General features: G+C 57.5%; 15 protein-coding genes and 1 tRNA gene. 4 read left to right on the top strand and 12 right to left on the bottom strand.

Annotated elements, in window-relative coordinates; translation table 11 throughout:
• Positions 1–139: 139 nt before the first annotated feature.
• A complete protein-coding gene (gene rlmE / locus ACQY5R_RS02005; protein ID WP_428603860.1) occupies positions 140–760 on the bottom strand; it encodes a 23S rRNA (uridine(2552)-2'-O)-methyltransferase RlmE in 621 nt (206 codons plus the stop codon).
• Between the two features lie 145 nt (positions 761–905).
• Between rlmE and yhbY the strand changes: the two genes are divergently transcribed.
• Positions 906–1205: a ribosome assembly RNA-binding protein YhbY gene (yhbY, locus tag ACQY5R_RS02010; protein ID WP_428603862.1), complete on the top strand. Its 300-nt coding sequence runs from the start codon at positions 906–908 to the stop codon at positions 1203–1205.
• A gap of 87 nt (positions 1206–1292) precedes the next feature.
• On the opposite strand, the gene greA is transcribed toward yhbY, so the two are convergent.
• The 4 genes from greA to trxC all read right to left on the bottom strand — a co-directional run bounded on the left by greA (position 1293) and on the right by trxC (position 6816).
• A complete protein-coding gene (greA, locus tag ACQY5R_RS02015; protein WP_428603864.1) occupies positions 1293–1769 on the bottom strand; it encodes a transcription elongation factor GreA in 477 nt (158 codons plus the stop codon).
• A 54-nt stretch (positions 1770–1823) separates the two neighbouring features.
• On the bottom strand, positions 1824–5030 hold the full coding sequence (carB, locus tag ACQY5R_RS02020; protein ID WP_428603866.1) for a carbamoyl-phosphate synthase large subunit: 3207 nt from the start codon (positions 5028–5030) through the stop codon (positions 1824–1826).
• A gap of 55 nt (positions 5031–5085) precedes the next feature.
• Positions 5086–6279 (bottom strand): glutamine-hydrolyzing carbamoyl-phosphate synthase small subunit, encoded by a 1194-nt coding sequence (gene carA, locus ACQY5R_RS02025; protein ID WP_428603868.1) that lies wholly within the window; start codon positions 6277–6279, stop codon positions 5086–5088.
• Positions 6280–6390: 111 nt separating this feature from the next.
• On the bottom strand, positions 6391–6816 hold the full coding sequence (trxC, locus tag ACQY5R_RS02030; protein WP_428603870.1) for a thioredoxin TrxC: 426 nt from the start codon (positions 6814–6816) through the stop codon (positions 6391–6393).
• Between the two features lie 166 nt (positions 6817–6982).
• On the opposite strand from trxC, the gene ACQY5R_RS02035 reads away from it, so the two are divergent.
• Positions 6983–7828 (top strand): DUF692 domain-containing protein, encoded by an 846-nt coding sequence (locus tag ACQY5R_RS02035; protein ID WP_428603872.1) that lies wholly within the window; start codon positions 6983–6985, stop codon positions 7826–7828.
• Here ACQY5R_RS02035 and tsaA read toward each other — a convergent pair.
• The gene (tsaA, locus tag ACQY5R_RS02040; protein WP_428603874.1) at positions 7825–8535 is read right to left on the bottom strand and encodes a tRNA (N6-threonylcarbamoyladenosine(37)-N6)-methyltransferase TrmO; all 711 of its coding nucleotides are present in this window, start codon (positions 8533–8535) and stop codon (positions 7825–7827) included. The genes ACQY5R_RS02035 and tsaA overlap by 4 nt on opposite strands.
• A gap of 159 nt (positions 8536–8694) precedes the next feature.
• Between tsaA and ACQY5R_RS02045 the strand changes: the two genes are divergently transcribed.
• Positions 8695–9003: a c-type cytochrome gene (locus ACQY5R_RS02045; protein ID WP_428603876.1), complete on the top strand. Its 309-nt coding sequence runs from the start codon at positions 8695–8697 to the stop codon at positions 9001–9003.
• A 172-nt stretch (positions 9004–9175) separates the two neighbouring features.
• Here ACQY5R_RS02045 and ACQY5R_RS02050 read toward each other — a convergent pair whose 3' ends face one another.
• The 4 genes from ACQY5R_RS02050 to ACQY5R_RS02065 all read right to left on the bottom strand — a co-directional run bounded on the left by ACQY5R_RS02050 (position 9176) and on the right by ACQY5R_RS02065 (position 15097).
• Positions 9176–12814, bottom strand: a complete 3639-nt coding sequence (locus ACQY5R_RS02050; protein WP_428603878.1) for an ATP-binding protein — start codon at positions 12812–12814, stop codon at positions 9176–9178.
• Positions 12804–13469: a DUF4194 domain-containing protein gene (locus tag ACQY5R_RS02055; RefSeq protein WP_428603880.1), complete on the bottom strand. Its 666-nt coding sequence runs from the start codon at positions 13467–13469 to the stop codon at positions 12804–12806. The genes ACQY5R_RS02050 and ACQY5R_RS02055 overlap by 11 nt, the downstream gene beginning before the upstream one ends.
• Complete coding sequence (locus ACQY5R_RS02060) at positions 13459–14901, bottom strand: Wadjet anti-phage system protein JetA family protein (protein ID WP_428603882.1); 1443 nt, start codon at positions 14899–14901, stop codon at positions 13459–13461. Before ACQY5R_RS02060 ends, ACQY5R_RS02055 begins: the two co-directional genes overlap by 11 nt.
• 106 nt (positions 14902–15007) lie before the next feature.
• Positions 15008–15097, bottom strand: a tRNA-Ser gene (locus ACQY5R_RS02065).
• A gap of 468 nt (positions 15098–15565) precedes the next feature.
• Here ACQY5R_RS02065 and mltF point away from each other — a divergent pair.
• Entirely contained in the window at positions 15566–16954 is a 1389-nt protein-coding gene (mltF, locus tag ACQY5R_RS02070) for a membrane-bound lytic murein transglycosylase MltF (RefSeq protein ID WP_428603884.1), read from the top strand.
• An 8-nt stretch (positions 16955–16962) separates the two neighbouring features.
• On the opposite strand, the gene tadA is transcribed toward mltF, so the two are convergent.
• Positions 16963–17445 carry a tRNA adenosine(34) deaminase TadA gene (gene tadA / locus ACQY5R_RS02075; RefSeq protein WP_428603886.1) on the bottom strand — a complete coding sequence of 161 codons (483 nt, stop codon included), beginning with the start codon at positions 17443–17445 and terminating at the stop codon, positions 16963–16965.
• Positions 17446–17879: 434 nt separating this feature from the next.
• On the bottom strand, positions 17880–19166 hold the full coding sequence (locus tag ACQY5R_RS02080; RefSeq protein WP_428603888.1) for an ABC transporter substrate-binding protein: 1287 nt from the start codon (positions 19164–19166) through the stop codon (positions 17880–17882).
• Between the last annotated feature and the right edge of the window lie 4 nt (positions 19167–19170).

The following is a 19170-nucleotide window of genomic DNA, read 5'->3' on the forward strand; positions in this document are numbered from 1 at the left end:
AAGGTCAAAACCCTCTACATTACTGCCCATGCCGAGAAAATCCTTGCACCGCCCCGGCGTTTTCCGGTCCCTTGCCGTATCGACCACAGGAACCGGCCATAATTCAATTGCTTATCATCAAAACGAGCGACCTACAGTACTATACATTATAGCGGGTCGCCACCAGATAGACCTCGCGGCTTTGTGGCCTTGAGGCAGCGGGTTTTCGCGTCACCACCTTGGTAAAAGTGCTGCGCAGCTCCCGCACATACTGATCAAATCCTTCGCCCTGGAAAACCTTTACCACAAAACCGCCCCCCGGACGCAATACTTCGCGGGCATAATCCAGAGCCAATTCACACAGATACATGGCACGGGGCTGATCCACCGCGCTCATACCACTCACATTGGGGGCCATATCAGAGATTACAAGATCCACCGGACGACCCGCGAGTAACGCCCGCATCTGCTCCACCGACGCCTCCTCGCGAAAGTCTCCCTGGATGAAATCGACATCCGGCAACGGCTCCATGTCCAGAATATCCAGCGCAAACACCTTGCCGGTTGACCCCACCAATCTGGCCGCCACCTGGGACCAGCCGCCCGGCGCCGCACCCAGATCCACCACCACTTGACCGGGCGATATCAATCTATCTTTTTCCTGCAATTCCAATAATTTGAATGCCGCACGGGACCGATACCCCTCAGCTTGGGCACGTTTGACATAGGCATCATTGAAATGGCGGTCCAGCCATTGCTGACTGCTTTTACTCTTTTTCATTAATCCTGCTTATATAATCTTTGCTTTCGACCTATCGAGCACATCGAATTTGCCCGATGGATATAACTCGACTATCAAATATAGTGTCGGGTTGCTTATAACTACGTTAGAATGCGCGGCCTTTCAAGCGCGACCGGAGTCCGCGATGCCTCTGACAAAAAAACAGATCCGCCAGCTAAAGAGTCTGGTTCATCACCTCAATCCTGTGGTGATCATCGGCCAGAACGGTTTAACCGAGGCCGTGTTCAACGAATTGGATATCACGCTGAATACCCATGAATTGATCAAGGTGCGCCTGAATGCCGCCGATCGGGAAGAGCGTCAGGCGATGATCGCTGCCATAGGCGAACGCTGTGACGCCGAACTGGTCCAGACCATCGGCCATGTAGCGGCCTTCTTCCGGCGTAATCCGGATAAACCGGTCATCGCCCTGAGCCAGGACTGAGCCAGTCCGCGTCCGACCCCCCCTGGTTGGGCAAAACCGAAAAGGGGGCATCAGCCCCCTTTGGTTAAACCCCGAACCCGCAAACCGTTACTCGTAGCGGACTGCCAGTATCTCCATGTGGCGCAGACCATTCGGGGTCTGTACCGCCGTTTCATCACCAACGGATTTACCGATCAGGGCCCGCGCCATCGGTGAACTGACTGAAATCAGCCCCTGTTTGATATCGGCCTCATCGTCGCCGACGATCTGGAAGGTGTGCTCCGCATCCTCTTCCTCTTCATACACATCAACGGTGGCGCCAAAGATGACCCGACCATCGGCATTGATGCTCTTCACATCGATAATTTGCGCATGCGAGAGTTTGGATTCAATATCCTTGATCCGGCCTTCGATGAAGCCCTGCTGCTCACGTGCTGCGTGATACTCCGCATTCTCTTTCAAATCACCATGGGCGCGCGCCTCGGCGATCGCCTGGATCACCTTCGGGCGCGCTACCTGTTTCAGGTGAGTCAGTTCGGCCCGGAGATTCTCCGCACCTCTGACTGTCAGGGGCACCTTGCTCATACCTTAAACCTCATTTTTTGTTCGCTAACCAAGTCCACGCCCAACCTCCCGGGGTCAGTGCAAGTCCTGGAGACGGTTGACGTTGGTACTGTCAGCCTGTTTCAATGCCAGGCAGATCGCTTCGCCACCCGACATGGTGGTGGTGTAGGTCACCTTGTGCTGCAGGGCAGAGCGTCGTATCGCGGCCGAATCGGCAATCGCTTTTTTCCCTTCAGTGGTATTGATAATCAGGCGGAATTCATCGTTCTTGATCATATCCACAATATGTGGACGCCCTTCTGCCACCTTGTTTACCCGTTCGCACTCAATGCCGTGATCCATGATCACCTTGCAGGTTCCACCTGTGGCGTAGAGTTGGAAACCAAGCTGATGCAGATCGCGCGCCACTGAGACAATACGCGTCTTATCCTGCTCTCTCACCGAAAGCAGCGCCCGACCGGAGCGTGGCAACAAATCACCACCGCCTTCCATCGCTTTGGCAAAGGCCTCGCCAAAGGTGGCACCGACCCCCATCACCTCTCCGGTTGATTTCATCTCAGGCCCCAGCAGGGTATCGACACCGGGGAATTTGACAAACGGGAAGATCGCCTCTTTGACGAAATAGTTTTCCGGAATCACCTCTTTGGTGAAACCCTGCTCCTTGAGAGAGACACCGGCCATACAGCGGGCCGCAATCTTGGCCAACTGCACCCCGGTCGCCTTGGAGACGAACGGTACGGTGCGCGAAGCGCGCGGGTTCACTTCCAGCAGATAGATCTCATTGTCCTTGATGGCGAACTGGGTATTCATCAAACCCACCACCTTCAGCTCCAGCGCCATGCGGCGAATCTGCTCGCGCATACGGTCCTGGATCGCTGCCGACAGGGTATAAGGCGGCAGTGAGCAGGCAGAGTCGCCGGAGTGCACACCGGCCTCTTCAATATGCTCCATGATGCCGCCAATTACTACGTCGGTGCCGTCGCAGATGGCATCGATATCCACCTCGATCGCGTCGTTCAGGAAACGATCAAGCAGCACCGGCGAATCATTGGAGACGCTTACCGCCTCGCGCATATAGCGCCGCAGGTCATCCTCATCATGTACGATCTCCATTGCCCGTCCGCCCAATACATAGGAGGGGCGCACCACCAGCGGGTAACCCACCTGCTCGGCCAGCACCACGGCCTGCTCGGCCTCGGTAGCGGTACGGTTGGGTGGCTGTTTCAGTTCCAGTTTTTCCACCAGCTGCTGAAACCGCTCACGATCCTCGGCCAGGTCAATCGAATCGGGTGAGGTGCCGATGATGGCGGCACCGGCCGCTTCCAGTGCACGGGCCAGTTTGAGTGGAGTTTGCCCGCCGTACTGCACGATCACGCCCATCGGCTTTTCGACCTCGATCACCTCGAGCACATCTTCCAGGGTCAGGGGTTCGAAATAGAGCCGGTCCGAGGTATCGTAATCGGTGGAGACCGTCTCGGGATTGCAGTTGACCATAATGGTCTCGTAGCCGTCTTCACGCATGGCGAAAGCGGCGTGCACACAACAGTAATCGAATTCGATACCCTGACCGATCCGGTTCGGGCCGCCACCCAACACCATGATCTTTTTCTTATCCGTCGGCATCGCCTCACACTCCTCCTCATAGGTGGAGTACATATAGGCGGTGCTGGTGGAGAACTCGGCGGCACAGGTATCCACACGTTTGAATACCGGACGCACCCCGGCTTTCCAGCGCGCTTCGCGAATCTGATCCTGTTTCACACCGACCAGTATCGCCAGCCGCTCATCGGAAAATCCTTTGCGCTTCAAATAACGCAGGCGCTCGCCATCCAGCGCCGACAGGCCGCCAGCACGGACCTCATCTTCAATCTTCACCAGCTCCTCGATCTGCACCAGGAACCAGGGGTCGATCTTGGTCACATCGAAGATATCATCCCGTGACATACCGGAGCGGAAGGCATCGGCCACGTACCAGAGACGCTCCGCACCCGGCTCACGCAACTCATGACGCAGGATGGTTTTAAGCTCTTCAGACTCCAAATCCACCACCGCGTCCAGACCGCTCTTGCCGGTCTCCAGACCGCGCAACGCCTTCTGCAACGACTCCTGGAAGGTGCGACCGATCGCCATTACCTCACCCACCGATTTCATCTGGGTGGTGAGACGATCCGGTGCCGCCGGGAACTTCTCGAAGGCGAAACGGGGAATCTTGGTGACTACGTAATCGATGGTCGGCTCAAAGGAGGCCGGGGTGGCACCACCGGTAATCTCATTCCTCAACTCATCCAGGGTATAACCAACTGCCAGCTTGGCGGCGATCTTGGCGATCGGGAAACCGGTCGCTTTGGAAGCCAGGGCGGAGGAGCGGGAGACACGCGGATTCATCTCGATGATGATCATGCGCCCATCTTCCGGGTTGATGGCGAACTGCACGTTGGATCCGCCGGTGTCCACGCCGATTTCACGCAAAACCGCCAGCGAGGCGTTGCGCATAATTTGATACTCTTTATCGGTCAGCGTCTGGGCCGGCGCCACGGTGATGGAGTCACCGGTGTGCACCCCCATCGGGTCCAGGTTCTCAATCGAGCAGATGATGATGCAGTTATCCTTGTGGTCGCGCACCACCTCCATCTCGTACTCTTTCCAGCCCAGCACCGACTCTTCGATCAGCAGCTCACGGGTCGGCGACAGATCCAGTCCCCGTTCGCAAATCTCCACGAACTCTTCCCGGTTGTAGGCAATACCGCCACCGGAACCACCCATGGTAAAGGAGGGCCGGATGATGGTGGGGAAACCGATCTGCGCCTGCACCTGCAGCGCCTCTTCCATGCTGTGGGCCACCGCCGCGCGCGGCATGTCCAGGCCTATTTTCTGCATCGCCTGGCGGAACAGATCCCGGTCTTCAGCCTTATCGATCGCCTCACGGGAGGCGCCGACCATCTCTACCCCATACTCTTCCAGCACCCCTTCCCGCACCAGATCCAGGGCGCAGTTCAACGCGGTCTGACCGCCCATGGTGGGCAGCAGCACATCGGGGCGCTCCTTCTCGATGATCCGTGCCACCGTACGCCAAGTAATCGGTTCGATATAAACCGCATCGGCGCTGTCGGGATCGGTCATGATGGTAGCCGGGTTGGAGTTGACCAGGATAACCCGGTAGCCCTCCTCGCGTAGCGCCTTGCAGGCCTGGGCTCCCGAGTAGTCAAACTCGCACGCCTGGCCGATCACGATCGGGCCGGCACCGATAATCAGTACGCTTTCAATGTCTGTTCTTTTTGGCATTGGTTGCTTTCAAATCCGCAGTAATTTGCTTGTTTCAGTTGTCGACTAACCCGCACTATTCCGCGGCTTGCATTAACTCGATAAAGTGGTCGAACACCGGCGCCACATCATGGGGACCCGGACTGGCTTCCGGATGCCCCTGAAAACCGAACGCCGGTCGGTCGGTGCGATGGATGCCCTGCAATGAATCATCGAACAGGGAGCGGTAAGTGGCTTGCAATGTGGGCGGCAGGCTCTGTTCGTCCACCGCGAAGCCATGATTCTGGCTGGAGATCATCACCACCTTGTCCTGCAGGTTCTGCACCGGGTGGTTGGCGCCGTGATGACCAAACTTCATTTTGACGGTTTTAGCGCCACTGGCCAGGGCCAGCAGCTGATGTCCAAGGCAGATGCCAAACACCGGCATACCGGTATCCACAATCGTCTTGATCGCTTCGATGGCGTAATCACAGGGCTCCGGATCGCCTGGTCCGTTGGACAGAAAGACCCCATCCGGCTTGAGTTCCAGTACCTGGCTGGCCGGCGTTTGGGCCGGTACCACCGTGACCCGGCAGCCGCGATCCACCAGCATGCGCAGGATATTACGCTTGATACCGTAATCGTAGGCCACCACATGGGTCGGCAGGGTCTCTTCTACCTGCCCCGGCGACTCCGGCAGCCCCCCTTCCAGACTCCAGGTACCCTGTACCCACTCGTAAGGGGTATGGGTAGTGACCTCTTTGGCCAAGTCCATGCCCTTGAGTCCCGGAAACGACCGGGCGGCATCCAGGGCGGCCGCCTCGTCCGGCTGATCACCGGCCACAATGCAGCCGGCCTGGGCACCCTTCTCGCGCAGGATGCGGGTCAACTTGCGGGTATCGATACCGGCGATAGCGATGACACCTTTATCCCGCAGGTACTGATCCAGTGGGCGCTGACTACGCCAATTACTGGCCAGCAGCGGCAGTTCACGAATAATCAGACCCGCGGAATAGATATCGCCGGACTCTTCATCTTCATCATTGGTACCGGTATTGCCAATATGGGGATAGGTCAGGGTGACAATCTGTTTACAGTAGGAGGGATCGGTGAGAATCTCCTGATAACCGGTAATGGCGGTATTGAACACCACCTCGCCGATCGTTTGGCCATCGGCTCCGATGGACTCACCACGGAAGACTGTTCCATCTTCCAAGACCAATATTGCGGGCTTACTCAAGAAACCAGTCCCCTTCAGGCATGCCAAACGGGACAGTCTCAAGGGAGCCATCCCGCAAAGATTAGGATTTTCTGGGAGCGACCAGGCTGAACCGCAAAGCCGCCGACCGGGTGAATTCTACTTGAATCCGGGTATCGCTGTCCATGCAACACCCGGCAAAAATCACAGATGCTTTACCGTCCAGGAAACCAGATTGGAGGCATCCATGGCCCCGGAAACGCGGGCGATCTCCGAGCCGCCCCGCAGCAGGACTAAGGTGGGAATACTTCGAATGCCGAAGCGGGCCGCCACCGCCTGGTGTTCTTCCGTGTTTATTTTAATCAGTTGAACCCGGGGTTCCAGTTGGCGTGCAGCCTGCTCGAAAGCCGGCGCCATCATACGGCAAGGCCCGCACCAGGGCGCCCAGAAATCAACCAGCAGCGGCAAATCGCCACGGCTGGCGAAACGTTCAAAGCCGGCGTCATCCAGACTGATCGGTTTGGCGTTGAATAAAGCCTTGCGACACTTGCCACACTTTGGCGCCTCACCCAGGCGCTGATCAGGAACCCGATTAACCCCCTGGCAATGGGGACACACAATATGCGACATCACACTCTCCCGCTCAAAAAGTCTTTGAGAACCAATTGGGTACTGCAATATCAGTTTTCAAGAAGGTGCTAATGAACGAGCGTTGACCTACACGCACCTGTCCCCTCTTGCCCTGCTGCCGACAGGCGGGGTATTGTCAACCCAATCAGGTGATGGTTTAAGCGTTATGACATCGACAATAAAAATTGATCCACTCCCCTCTCTCGGTTTCGGACTGCGCCTGCGCACCGAGTACCTGGACACTATTCTGCGTGACCAGCCCGAACTCGATTGCATTGAAATCATCACGGAAAATTATCTGGCGGCGGATGAAGCCGGCTTGCGCCAACTGGATGCGCTCTGTGCACGCTATCCGGTCGTCCTGCACGGACTCTCTCTGGCTATCGGCAGCCCCTGGCCGCTGGATCAGGGCTATCTGGATGATCTTAAACGCCTGATCGATCGAATCGAGCCGATATGGATTTCCGACCACTTGTGCTGGAATGGGGCGGACGACGAGCAGGGGCAACTCTTGCCCCTGCCTTATTCGGAAGAGACCCTGGAACACGTAGCAACACGCATCGAACAGGTACAGACCTTTCTTGGTCGCCGCATACTGCTGGAAAATGTGCCGGTAGAGCAGGACAACCCGCAAGACATACCGGAAGCCGAATTTATCCGTCAAGTGGCGGAACGTTCCGATTCCCTGATACTGATCGATATCGGCAATCTGCTATCCGGCAATCTGGGCCCGGGGTTCAGCGTCCCGGACTACATCGACCGGTTGCCACAAGAGCGGGTACAGCAGGTTCATCTGCCGGACATCAGCTTTCAGCCCACCCCGGGGGATGATTGTACCGACACACCCCATATCATCGACCCGATCTGGCGGCTCTACACGGAAATCCTAAACCGCTTCGGTCGCGTCACCACCATCATTGAGCGGGAAGATACCATCCCGACCCTGCAAGAACTGCTGTGCGATATCAGGAAAATCCGCCAGGCAGTCGACCGTCATCTGGATGCCGGCTAATCGACCCCCACGGGGGCCAGCTCAAGCACCTCAATGACCTGCCCGCTTATGCGCCAGCGCAGATCGAAATCATACAGCCGCATGCCGTAAACCCGATCGGGCTCGGCTTCACCCGTGTAAGCGGGCCTCGGGTCCATTTCAAGCAGATGGGTAATAAACAGGCGTAACTGTTCCGGTTCAAAATGGGCCAGTAGCTGAGCCTCAGCCAGATCGGAAAAGCGCACGCCAAACTTGGCCGCCGGCGCCACCGGCGCAAACCCCGAGCTGGCCTCGGGAATACTATCCACATAACCCACATAGGGCTTCACATCCAACACCGGCGTACCATCCAGCAGATCGATACCGGAGAGTTCGAGGACCACCTCACCGTCGGCGCTGCGCACGCCATCCAACCGTACCACCGACAGCCCTAGCGGATTGGGCCGGAAAGGAGCACGACTGGCGAATACGCCCACCCGCTTATTGCCGCCGAGTCGGGGCGGCCGCACCATCGGCTGCCACTCATCGCGCAGGGCCTGATGAAACACAAACTGCAGCCAGACGTGTGAATAACCCTCCAGGCCGATTACCGCCTCCGGCCGGTTGTAAGGGGAACAGAACACCAGCTCACCCCGGGCTTCAGGAATCAGCCCGGGCTGGCGCGGAATGCCGAATTTCTCCTTGTAGGGGGAACGGATAACACCGATCGGTTCAAATGTATACGCCATAGCCTTCCCCATAATTTTCCAAAGCGTCTCAGATCAGATGAATGCCCGCCCTACCATCCTGTTTCCAGAACAAATAATTCACCTGCATATATTAAGTTTTATCATTCTGTGCCGTCATACCTTTTATCTTGATGAAGCCACTATCCAATGGGAATCGCTATGAACAAAACAGCAAAAACCGCTTTCACCCTACTGCTACTCACTACTGGAGTCATGGCCCAAGCTGACCAACAGACAGCCATGATGTCGGGCTGCCTGGGCTGTCACAAGGCAGACGCCAAACTGGTCGGCCCCTCGTTCCAGGATATCGCCAAAAAATATGCCGGTCAGGAGGGCATCGTCGATACCTTGGCCAATACGGTCAAAGCTGGCAGTCCTGGCGGTAAATGGGGCGAGACAGCGATGCCACCCAGTCCGGCTCCCATGGAGAACATCAAAAAAGTGGTAGCCTGGATGTTGACCCACTGATGTTTCGAACCCGCTAGCTTTTTAAATACCCTTATTACCGTCACCCCGGTAGAGGCCGGGGTGCAAGGGACCGGCGCGGCTTTTGCCAAAGGCGTACCTGTACAGGCGACCTTATCCCCACGTTACTGCACGACCCCACACAACACCGAACCCGTCCATCCACGAACTGCGATCACTCCGCCGTGGCGAACTCCTGCATGAAATCCAGCTCCGCCTGATGATAGACGTTGCGTCGATGGTTGGCCCAGAGCGCCTTGATGCGTTCCTGGTTGCACTGCTTGCGATCCACCAGTACCCGGGTGTTGAGCTGTCCGCGCAGCGTCCCGCTCGGTACCTTGGCGAAGACAAATTCGTGGCTGATCAGATCCATGTAGGGACCGCACTTACTGGTGGGCATGATGAACAGCAGTTGCAGGCCAAGGCTGCCGGTGAGGTAGTTGATCACCTCCCGGGAGCGGGTCTCGTCCATCTTGGAGAACGCCTCGTCCACCAGCACCATGCGCAGATGGGTGTTGCCCTCGGCGAAGCGGAAAGCGGAGGTGATGGCGGCGGAACGGATGATGTAGGCCGGGGTTTCCAACTGGCCGCCGGAGCCAGTGCCGTACTCGCTGAGCGGGATCGGCGGTTTGCCCTCCACCTCCTTGTAGATTTCGTAGCGGCGGTAGTTGCGATAGTCGGCAATCCGCTCCAGATCACGCATCGCCCGCTGTTCATCCTCATCCAGCAGCATGGCCATCAGCTCGTCGAGCACCTTGCGGGACTTGTCCGACAGTTCCACCTCGAACAGGGTGGTCTCGTCGCCCAGCAGCGGATTCTTCACCACCTCCTGGAAGAAGCGGGCATAGTCCCGGTACTCCGGTATCCAGTCGCTGTCGAAACGGAAGGTCTCCCGGTCGGCGCCGAAGCGGTGGTGCTGCAGCTCCCGGTTCAACTGTTCGATCTGGCGCTTGCCGTCGTTCAGCGCCTGGTGGATGGTGTGACACAGGTGAGCCACAAAGGCGTTGTTAAACGCCCCCTTCAACTCGTTGAGCTGTTGGTGCTTCTCCACCAGGATATTGTTTTTCAGGATGTTGTAGACCCGATCGATCTCCCGCTGCAGTTGGCAGATGGAGCGGAACAGCGCGGCATCATACTCACCGTTGAAATCGGGATGGATGACGGTATCCGCCGGGCGACAGTGCTGGTTGTGTGCCTTGACCTCATCCTCCACCTTGCGCTGCGCCTGTTGCAGTCCTTTTTCCAGCTCATGACGAAAATGGCGCGCCGTAGCGATATCCAGATCCCGCGCCGCTTCATCCGCCGCCTGTAGACGCACTTCGGCATCGAAGTCCGGCCAGGTCGCCGCCAGGGTTTGCAGCGCCGCTTCACACGCATCCAGTTGCTCCCGGTTCTGCTCCTGCAGATCACTCAATGCCCGCAACTGCTTTTCGACACTCTCCAGTCCCTTGCGGATCTCGCCCCGCTGTTCATGCAGGGCGCCCTTTTTCGTCTCCAGCTCCCGCTGCTCGGACTTCAGCACCTGCAGCTGCGCCTCCAGATCTTGGTGTTCGGTCAGATCCAGCTGAGCCAGCAGTCCATCGGCCTGGCCGATCTCCCGGTGGGTCTCGATAATGGCGTGCAGATTGTCGGCATAGCCGACCTCCCGCAACCGATCCACCGCCTGTAGCAGGTGGCCGATCTGCTGCAGGCGGTCATTGGCCCGGTTCCACTCCACTTCCAGGGTGGAGAGCTCCTGCAGCTTGGCCTGCAAAGCCCGCTCGCGGGCCGCCGCACCAAACACCAGATCGCTGTCCGGCAGATCACAGCGCCACATGCTGTAGCTGCCGGAACCCATACCGTCCTCGGTGATGCCACGACGGGTTTTGCGCAACGCCTCGGCCGACGCCACCCTGACCACGCTGCCAAAGCTGGCCGTGAGGTAGGCTCGGGCCACGGCGTGACTGAAATCCAGCACATGGATAATCGATTGGGAATCGAGGCTGCTGCGCGCGGCATCCTTGGCCGCCTTCTCCCCCTGGATCACCCGCGCCCGATTGTCCCGGCCCGGCAACCGACGGACGACAGCAATGGCCTCCGCCTCATACTCCGCCTCAACCAGGATGGAGAAGCGTGCGCCCCCCAGATAACCCTCAATAGCCGCCTGCCAGCGCGGGTCCTTCACCTCCACGTGATCACAAAGCACCCGGGGATCGGCCGCCGGACAGTGTTGACGGATCGCCTTCAACGCCCGTTCCACGTAGGCGGGATAATTGGCCTGATTGGCGTTCAGCCGTTCAATCTCTTGTTGTTTCTGGCGCCGCTGCTCCGCCAACTGCTGATAACGCGCGTGACAGCCGTGCCGTTGTGCCGCCAGTCGCTCCTTCGGCGACTCCCCCGCCTCGCCCGCTCGCCAGAAGGCGTGCCAACGATTGTGGGTCTGCTGCAGTGCCCGTACCTGATCCAGTTCCGCGACCAACGCCGGCATAGCGCCGGAAAAGTCCCGCTGCACCAGATTATGCAGTTCCTGAACCACCTGGCGGTAACTGGCAACCACCTCCCGCGCCAACGCTTCCGCCTCCGCCCCGGCAATCCCGGATTCGTCATCCACTAGTGCGACATCGCACAGCGCCTCGACGATATCCCGGCTGGCCTGAATATTTTCGCTAACCCATTGGTCCTGGGCCAGTATGGCCTGGGTCTGCTGTACCAGTCGCACGTCGAGCTGACGGCGCTGCTTCTCCAGCTCATCTTTCTGGCGTAGCGCCTGAACACCTTGTCGCTGCGCCTCCAGATTGATCCGCTGATCATGCACCCGTTCCGTTTGTTGTTCGAGCTGGGCCAGGGTTTGCTCCGTCTCCTGTAACCGTTGACGCTCGGCCTGCTGCTGCCGCTTGCCACTCAGATAATCGGCCTGGCGGGTCTGGTATTCGGCCTGGGCCAAGGTGTAGTCGAGTACGTTCAGCTCGCTCCACTGCTCGATATAGTGCTGTGCCTGATCGCCCGCCCGGCGAAGGGTCTCCATCGACGCCAGCAGATTGGCCGCATCCCGCTCCATGTGGTGAATGGTCTTAAGCTGGCTGGAGACCGAACGCACCGCCTCGCCCAGGTCCTTTTGCTCCAGGATCTCATCCGCCACAAAGCGGTTGATCCCTTTGATCGGCTTATAGGACATGAAACGGGAGAAGGCGCGCGCCGCACCGATCGCCTCGGCTTCGGTGACCGCATCCGATTTACCGCGCAGGGCGCCATAGAGGCGACGCAGATAAGCTTTCTTGGTTTCGTATTTCTCTACCCGGCGCTTACCGAACTCACTGATCAGCAGGGTCTGCAACGCCGGCAGCGGCACCACGTAACGACCGGCACTGTCGCTACGCACAAAGTGGGACAGCTCAAGCGTTTCGCCACTGATGATAAAAAACTGGGCGTCGTCCTGGCGGGCCACTTGATTGCTGCCGGCGCTATCCAGCCAGGCACGCACCGCAATCACCGCGGTGAAGGGTTCGCCACTCTCCCCCTGGGTGGGGTGGAACACCGCCGCCAGATAGCCGTCGGTGGGGTCAAGCCGGGCATAGCTGCCATCGTCACAACCCAATATATAGGAGGCCAGGGTGCGCACCCGCTTGCCGCCGCGCCCGCGTTGGGTGGTCTCGTCTTGGCCCGGGTTGTACTGGAACAAGTTTTCATGGGCCGCGGTCATCACCGTCTGGATAGCATCCGCCGCCGTGGTCTTGCCGGAGCCGTTGCCGCCGGAGAAGAGATTGACCGGACCGAAATCGAATTCCAGATTGGGAATATTGCCCCAGTTGATATAGACAAACTGTTTAAGAAACATCTTCCGCCTCGGTCTCTTCGGGTGCCGGTAACGCCTCATCCAATGCGGCAAGCGCCTCATCGGTGACGAAGGTGACGATCATCGGGTGCACGCGGATCCACGCCTCGCCGCTCTCCACCTCCTCATCCTGCCGATATTCGATCAGCCGCAGTTGGCGCAACCGGTTGAACACCCGTTTGCGTTCGACGATCTTGTCGGGCAACGAACGGCCCAACAAATTGCGCATGGCGATGGCCAGGGATTCCACCGACTCCAGCACATACCCCTGCTCATCCAACTGCCCCTCCCGCAACGCCTTGTCGTACTGCAGCCGCAACACCAGCAGCAGCGCCACCTCGTCCTGGCGTAGCCGCGCCCGCAATCCGCCGCCAAACGCACCCTCCGGCGCATCGTCCATGCCCGGCACGCTGGCACCAGGTGGATAGAGCCGCAGATAGGCGAAACGCCGGTCATGGAACAGGCCGACGCCGATCAGGTCAAGATACTCCCCGACCAACGTCTCGATCCGCAGATAGCGATCATAGAGCTGCTGCTCGGTCTGGCTCTCGGCACGGCACAGTACCCCGTAATTGAGCAGCCGCAGGGTCAGTTCGCGGAACTCCTGCAGCGTCACCCCCGCCGCTTCCAGCGCCTCCATCAGTGCATCAGTCAGCATTCATCTCTCGTTCGATCAGTTCAATGGTAAATTCATCACTGGCGTGAAAATAATCGGTTTCGACCCGGTTATCAGTCGGTTCGACCCGGAAGCCGAACTCGCCGCTACCCAGGGCTCCCACCTCGATCACATGGGCACTCATCAACAGTTCCCGCGCATCCCGGATCGGCAGTTGCTGGCTCCTGATCCGGTGCCCGTCACACAGCGCCTTAATCAGGTATTCGCGCTGACCTTGACTGTTGAAAGTGAATGCCAGATCCACCGCCGTCTGCACAAACAGCGCCTTGCGTGAGGCCCGGTCATCTCCAGCCTCCGCTTCCACAGCGGTATTCACCCGCCGCGGACGACGCAGCTGATGCAGTCGGACAGTGTCGCTATCGACAAAGCCCATGTCGATCACCGATAACGCCCGCCCCATCTCCGAGAGCGCCTGCTCCTGCTCCAATTCTGGAGCCTGGCGTAACCGCTCGCACAGTGAAAACAGCCGGTTCTGGGCAGACGCCCCGGTATAGCTGAGCTGGCGCATGATGATATCGGCACGGCGGGTAAAGCCGTTCAGCGCCTGGCGCAGGGCCGGCAGCATGATGGAGGCGGCGTTGTGCATGCGGGTCTCAATACCATCGAGAATCAGCAGGTAGACCGAGCGGTTGATCGTTTCGATCAACTCCGGCGCCGCCCGGCGCAACTCCCGCTCCGCCTGCGCCTTGAACTCACGCCGCTTGCGCCGCGCCTTGCCAATCAACTCGCCGATCTCGTCGCGGTATTTCTCTACCGAATCGGCCGACAGCCGGATCGACAGATCCGGCATGAAGCGTTTCTCCATAAAATCGAAAAATTCATCCGAGGCACGCTGCACCACTTGCTGGGCCTCCACCTCCTTGACCAGTTGGCGCTTGCGCTCATCCAGCTCGGCGATCACATCGGAGAAATCGGAGATAATCCGTTCCGAATACTCGAAGGCATCCAATAGGTCATATACCTCGCCCTTATCCAGGAACGACTGCAGCGCGTTGCGGGTATTGCGGGTATTACGGTGGCGGGTACGGAAGCGGCCGCCGGACGCCTCCACCATCGGCTGGGTAAACAGGCGACCGTGGCGGGTAAAGGCGTAGGTGCTCTGCATGGTCGCCTCGTCCATCTGGCGTTCCAACCAGTCGTACTCCAGTAACTGGTTGAGGATCCAGTTTGCCTGCTCGCGCTGGGAGCGAGCAGGCACCTGAAAGCGTTCGGACTCGTCCTCATCCAGCACCGGGCTGCGAGCGATCGCCTCCTCCAGAATCTCGATCACCTGATCACGGTTGAAACTGCGGCTGTAATCGGCCAGGGAACCGTAGAGACGAGCATAGAAGGTGCGGAGGCAGTCCACCACCTGGCCCCGATACTTGCCATTGAGTGGTCTGAAAAAGTGTTCCCGTCCTTCAGTGAAGAACACTTAGTGGATCCCTGCGATCTGGATGATTAAGAAAGTTACCGTAGGCGGGTGCGTCTTCACTCTTGGCTCTCGTTTTATGGACCTGGACGCACCGCCCTTGGTTAATTGGCGGAGAGGGTGGGAGTCGAACCCACGGACCCCGCAAGGGGTCACTTGATTTCGAGTCAAGCCCATTCGGCCACTCTGGCACCTCTCCAATTCTGTGTGGCTGAACAACGGCGCTCTGCGCCGTCGAGTCAAGCCCATGACTTCGGGCTTCCTGCCCTCCGCCCTTCGGGGCGCCCTGCGGGCGCTAAAAATCGCTCCCGGCGATTTTTTCGGCCACTCTGGCACCTCTCCAATTCTGTGCGGCTGAACAACGGCGCCCTGCGCCGCCGAGTCAAGCCCATGACTTCGGGGCACGCTACGGGCGTTGAAATAAGTCCCCAGCTACTCCAGCGCGTCATTGTCGGCGGCTATTCTAACCAACTCCAGCGCCATTGACAGCAAAACGATTATTATTACTCCCAGACACTTAATCGACAACCATAAAAATATTTATAAAACAATCATCTAGCGCCGTCTTCGCGATCTGCCGAAACCTGCTCTAAAATAGGCGGTCGATTGTACACCTATTGAGCCGGTCGTTAACCTTACCGAGGTATTTAAAGGTATCCTGCAAGGCATGCGTACTCTCTGGATCCTGATACTGAGCCTGCTGCTCACCAGCTGCAGCATCCCTAAGCCTCTGATCGAACGGATCAAGGAGGAGGGGCAACTGATTGTGATCACCCGCAATAACCCCGCCACCTATATCCGGGAGAAGGATAAAATCCAGGGTTTGGAGTATGAACTGGTTGAACAGTTTGCCGCCGAACTGGGTGTCGAGGTGAAGTATGTGATCCCGGAGAGTTTTGACGAGATCCTTCCGGCTATCGCACGTGGTGAAGCCCATTTTGCCGCCGCTGGCCTAACCGTGACCAACGACCGGGAACTGGCGGTTAGGTTTACCCCCGAATATCAAACCGTCACCGCCCAACTGGTTTATAAAAGCGGAAAACAGCGCCCCAAAAAAATTACCGATACCGTTGACGGTGTCCTGGAAGTGATGGCAGGTAGCAGCCATGATGCGAAACTCAAGAAACTGGCTGTGCAATACCCGGAGCTGAACTGGACGGCCCAACGCTCGGTAGAAAGCACCGAATTACTGAACCTGGTCTACGAAGAGCTGATCGATTATACCATCGCCAATTCCAATGAAGTGGCGCTGAGCCGGCGCTTTCATCCGGAACTGAAAGTCGCTTTTAATCTGGGTGACGAGATGCCGGTGGCATGGGCCTTTCCCCACGCCGAGGACAACAGCCTGTATAAAGCAGCCAAGGCGTTTATCAAGCGGATCAAAGAGGACGGTTCTCTGGAGCAACTGCTTGAGCGCTACTACGGCTATGTGGAGAAACTGGATTTTGTCGATAATCGAACCTTTGCCCGGCATATGGTGCAACGCCTGCCGCCGCTGATTGCCCAGTTCAAACAGGCAGCGGAAGCGAACGACATGGATTGGCAATTACTCGCCGCCATCGGCTATCAAGAGTCCCACTGGAATCCGGAGGCGGTCTCCCCCACCGGGGTTAAGGGGATCATGATGTTAACCTCCGCAACCGCCAAACAGATGGGCGTCGCAGACCGCACCGACACCGCCCAAAGCATCAGCGGCGGTGCCCAATATCTGCGCCGGGTGGAGAAGAAATTACCCGAACGTATTCAGGAGCCGGACCGAACCTGGATGGCACTGGCCGGTTACAACGTCGGATACGGTCACCTGGAAGATGCCCGCATCCTCACCCAGCGCAACGGGGGCGATCCGGACAAATGGTCGGACGTAAAACAGAGTTTGCCCCTACTAGCCCAGAAGAAATACTACAAAACCGTCAAGCACGGTTTTGCACGCGGCAAGGAGCCGGTTCACTATGTGGACAACATTCGCAGTTACTACGACCTGCTGGTGTGGCACAACCGTAAACAGAAAAAACAGGTTATCCAGGCAGTGATCAGTACAGTGCCGCTGGCACTGTAGACAGACCTCTAGCGACGAGAGCGAAAAAAGGTACGCAACAACTCGGCGCATTCCTCCGCCAGCAAACCACCTTGGGCCTGCACGTAATGGTTGAACCGTTGATCAGACGGCAGTAGTCGGAAAACCGTGCCGGCCGCACCTCCCTTGGGATCCGTAGCGCCAAACACAACCCGGTTGACACGGGAATGGACAATGGCGCCGGCACACATGGGACAGGGCTCCAACGTCACGTAAAGCGTGGTACCGGGTAGGCGGTAATTCTGCAACCGCTGTCCGGCATCCCGCAACGCCATAATTTCGGCATGGGCAGTGGGATCATGGCTGATAATCGGCCGATTCCAACCTTCACCAACTACCTTACCGTTGGCCACCAATACCGCCCCGACCGGTACCTCCCCCTCGGCCTCAGCACGACGGGCCAGGGTAATGGCGTGCCGCATGAACGCTTCTTCCTCAGCATCCACAGCAACTGTCTGATCGATTTCGCTCATGCCCATTCGATAACCAACAAGCTTGGTAAAACGTTTAAGCGCCACCGCTCAGACTTGGCGTGCTCAGTCAATGCCATGAAAAATACCACTGTCAATAATTTCGTGAAGATATATGACTATATCTTACCCATATAGCCAAACAAGCAGAAGTTAACTTTGGTTATGCACGACCCAGATGGGCATTCATGGCTCAACTGGCAAAATTTCGGTGAAGGACTGTGGCACATGAATGGACGTGAGTTGATCCAAGAAAATGCTTTATACAGATCGATCGGCTAATGCCGGGATAACGACCGAACCAGCCCCCATTTGGAATCATTGAGGTCGAATCTGCCGGGAAACCCCCGCTAAAGTGGTAAAACTACTGTTCGAGGTGAAGCATACAACCGAGAGAGATCGGTGCCGATTCGCGCATGAATTCAGGGAGCAAACGTCTATGTTGAACTCAATAGAATCGCTGTTGCTTCTCGAATCAATTTCTCGCCCCCTCGTTTTGGTGTGAGCCGATTAAAAGCGATTTCATGCCCGATGTTCTGAAGTAGAATGGCGACTTCGCCAGCGCCATGTGGCGGAAGAGGCGGCAACGGTCCGGCAAATGGAGCCAAGTCATTAATATAATTAACTATCTTTTGATCCACCGCATTGAGTTGCCGCAACAGCAACTTGCGTACGGCCGGAGAGGCAGGTATTCCCCGGTCAACCCCAAGAATTCTCACCGCCTTGGGTGACACCACCAGAAAATTTGCCAGATCCACCGCCAGCTCCGCTGCTTTTGATTGGGCAGAGACGGACAGCATCTGCGAGGGTTTGTAATATTGTCCCGGTTGAGCACCCGCTGAGGTTGTAGGAAAGGCGGTAATGTCGAGTGGCTTTTGCATGTTTTTCTGATAGGCGAGCAGCATATTTGAGTGGGCAAAGTCTGTCGCCGCATAACCCAGGATCAGCACAGAGGTATCAATGGTGTGTTTGGCCAGCACCTGAATATCGGCCGGTACACAACCGCCGAAGGCTCGGATATTTTTCCAATAGGTGAACCATTCTACTGCGTCTCCGCTATCAAAATTGAGTGTTCCCTCGGGTGTGTAGAGGCCTTTGCCCCTTTGTCTGAGCCAGGCTTCAAACACTATCTCTATGCCACTGGCATCTGGCGTCGCATATAGGTTTGGCTGCTTGTTGCCTTTGACAAAGGCTTTGCATTTATCGCTGAATGCCTCCCAGGTTGTGCCGAGCGTAGGTGGCTCAACACCGGCTGAATCCCAGCCCTCTCGATCGATGATAGCGGCCGTGGAATTGATGCCGAGGTTCACACCGTAAAGCACGCCGTCGACACTGCAAGAATCGATATTGTGTTGGCCGAAGGATTCGATGTCGAGTCGATTCCCCAAGTATTTGTTAAGCGGTAATAAGATTCCATTATCGGCGTATAGCTTCAGATAGCGGTAATCCATCTGTATCAGGTCTGGCGTTTGACGCGCGGCAATCAGCGACACGAAGCGCTGCCAGTAATCGAGCCAATCCAGGGATTCGGTATCGATGTCAATACCTGTAGTCGCCGTAAAAGCGGCAAGCGCTTTATGGGTCAGGACAGCGCGATCCTGGCTGCCCCACCAGATAAATTTTATCCGGGAATTCTCAGCCCACAGTCTGGGGCAACAGAGGCTGCCGGCTACGCCGGCAGCCAGACCGAGGAATCTGCGACGACTAAGGCTACTGGATATCATTGTA

This window comes from Sedimenticola sp., from assembly GCF_050289425.1.
Taxonomy (GTDB): domain Bacteria; phylum Pseudomonadota; class Gammaproteobacteria; order Chromatiales; family Chromatiaceae; genus Sedimenticola.

Coding starts and splice junctions, on each gene's coding strand:
- ACQY5R_RS02080 (WP_428603888.1), bottom strand. CDS start 19,166: ATGATATCCAGTAGCCTTAGTCGTCGCAGATTCCTCGGTCTGGCTGCC.
- ACQY5R_RS02055 (WP_428603880.1), bottom strand. CDS start 13,469: ATGCTGACTGATGCACTGATGGAGGCGCTGGAAGCGGCGGGGGTGACG.
- yhbY (WP_428603862.1), top strand. CDS start 906: ATGCCTCTGACAAAAAAACAGATCCGCCAGCTAAAGAGTCTGGTTCAT.
- tadA (WP_428603886.1), bottom strand. CDS start 17,445: ATGAGCGAAATCGATCAGACAGTTGCTGTGGATGCTGAGGAAGAAGCG.
- carB (WP_428603866.1), bottom strand. CDS start 5,030: ATGCCAAAAAGAACAGACATTGAAAGCGTACTGATTATCGGTGCCGGC.
- ACQY5R_RS02035 (WP_428603872.1), top strand. CDS start 6,983: ATGACATCGACAATAAAAATTGATCCACTCCCCTCTCTCGGTTTCGGA.
- carA (WP_428603868.1), bottom strand. CDS start 6,279: ATGGCTCCCTTGAGACTGTCCCGTTTGGCATGCCTGAAGGGGACTGGT.
- greA (WP_428603864.1), bottom strand. CDS start 1,769: ATGAGCAAGGTGCCCCTGACAGTCAGAGGTGCGGAGAATCTCCGGGCC.
- ACQY5R_RS02045 (WP_428603876.1), top strand. CDS start 8,695: ATGAACAAAACAGCAAAAACCGCTTTCACCCTACTGCTACTCACTACT.
- trxC (WP_428603870.1), bottom strand. CDS start 6,816: ATGTCGCATATTGTGTGTCCCCATTGCCAGGGGGTTAATCGGGTTCCT.
- ACQY5R_RS02050 (WP_428603878.1), bottom strand. CDS start 12,814: ATGTTTCTTAAACAGTTTGTCTATATCAACTGGGGCAATATTCCCAAT.
- mltF (WP_428603884.1), top strand. CDS start 15,566: ATGCGTACTCTCTGGATCCTGATACTGAGCCTGCTGCTCACCAGCTGC.
- tsaA (WP_428603874.1), bottom strand. CDS start 8,535: ATGGCGTATACATTTGAACCGATCGGTGTTATCCGTTCCCCCTACAAG.
- rlmE (WP_428603860.1), bottom strand. CDS start 760: ATGAAAAAGAGTAAAAGCAGTCAGCAATGGCTGGACCGCCATTTCAAT.